The organism is Stutzerimonas zhaodongensis, assembly GCF_003696365.1.
GTDB classification, from domain to species: Bacteria; Pseudomonadota; Gammaproteobacteria; order Pseudomonadales; family Pseudomonadaceae; genus Stutzerimonas; species Stutzerimonas zhaodongensis.
The window spans coordinates 1-1585 of sequence record NZ_RFFM01000017.1; the positions used below are offsets into that span (position 1 = coordinate 1).

Below are 1585 nucleotides of genomic sequence, written 5' to 3' on the forward strand. Positions count from 1 at the left end.
CTGCTCCCCCTTTTCATTACCGCCTCGCTCAGTCTTCGACGGAGCTGCGGATCAGGTAATCGAACGCGCTCAGCGACGCCTTGGCGCCTTCACCGACGGCGATGACGATCTGCTTGTACGGCACGGTCGTCACATCACCCGCAGCGAAGATGCCCGGAAGCGAGGTCTCACCACGCGCATCGACGATGATTTCGCCGCGTGAAGTCAGCTCCACGGTGCCCTTCAGCCAGTCGGAGTTCGGCAGCAGACCGATCTGCACGAAGATACCTTCCAGTTCCAGATCATGGAATTCGCTGGAGTTACGGTCCTTGTAGGTCAGGCCGGTGACCTTCTTACCGTCGCCGAGGACCTCGCTGGTCAACGCGCTGGTGATCACGGTGACGTTGGGCAGACTGTGCAGTTTCTTCTGCAGCACGGCATCGGCCCGCAGCTGGCTGTCGAATTCGATCAGCGTGACCTGGGCGACGATACCAGCCAGGTCGATGGCCGCTTCGACACCCGAGTTGCCGCCACCGATCACCGCCACACGCTTGCCCTTGAACAACGGGCCGTCGCAGTGCGGGCAATAAGCGACGCCACGGCCACGGTATTCCTGCTCGCCAGGCACGTTCATTTCACGCCAGCGCGCGCCAGTCGCCAGGATCAGCGTCTTGGCTTTCAGCGAGCCGCCGTTCTCCAGCTTGATCTCGTGCAGGGCCCCATCAGAGCCCGGAATGAGCTGCGCAGCGCGCTGCAGGTTCATGATGTCGACGTCGTATTCGCGCACGTGGTTTTCCAGTGCACGGGCCAGTTTCGGGCCTTCTGTCTCGTTAACCGAAATGAAGTTTTCGATGGCCATGGTGTCGAGCACCTGGCCGCCAAAACGCTCGGCAGCGACACCAGTACGGATGCCCTTACGGGCGGCATAGATGGCCGCCGCAGCGCCGGCTGGGCCACCACCGACGACGAGCACGTCGAAGGCGTCCTTGGCGCTGAGTTTCTCGGCATCGCGCGCCGAAGCGCCGGTATCGAGCTTGGCCAGAATTTCTTCTTCGCCCATGCGGCCCTGACCGAACAGCTCACCGTTGAGATAGATGCTCGGTACGGACATGACCTGGCGAACGGTGACTTCTTCCTGGAACAGCGCACCGTCGATCGCCACGTGGCGAATGTTCGGGTTGAGCACAGCCATCAGGTTCAGCGCCTGGACCACGTCCGGGCAGTTCTGGCAGGACAGCGAGAAATAGGTTTCGAAGTTGTATTCGCCGTCGAGGTTCCTGATCTGCTCGATGATGTCCGGTGCGGTCTTGGACGGATGACCGCCAACCTGCAACAGGGCAAGCACCAGCGAGGTGAACTCGTGGCCCATCGGAATGCCCGCGAAACGCAGGCTGATGTCGCCCCCAATACGGTTGAGGGCGAACGAAGGCCTGCGCACGTCATTGCCGTCGGTACGCAGGGTGATCTTGTCGCTCAGGCTGGTGATGTCTTCCAGCAGGCTGAGCATTTCCTGAGATTTGGCGCCGTCACCGAGGGACGCAACGATCTCGAACGGCTGGGTGACCTTTTCCAGGTAGGTTTTCAGTTGCGCTTTGAGATTGGAGTC

General features: G+C 61.1%; 1 protein-coding gene. It reads right to left on the minus strand.

All coding sequences use genetic code 11. The features are described 5' to 3' along the window. Positions 1-28 precede the first annotated feature (28 nt). A partial coding sequence (ahpF, locus tag EA797_RS21600; protein WP_122169025.1) for an alkyl hydroperoxide reductase subunit F occupies positions 29-1585 on the minus strand: 1557 nt, incomplete at its 5' end.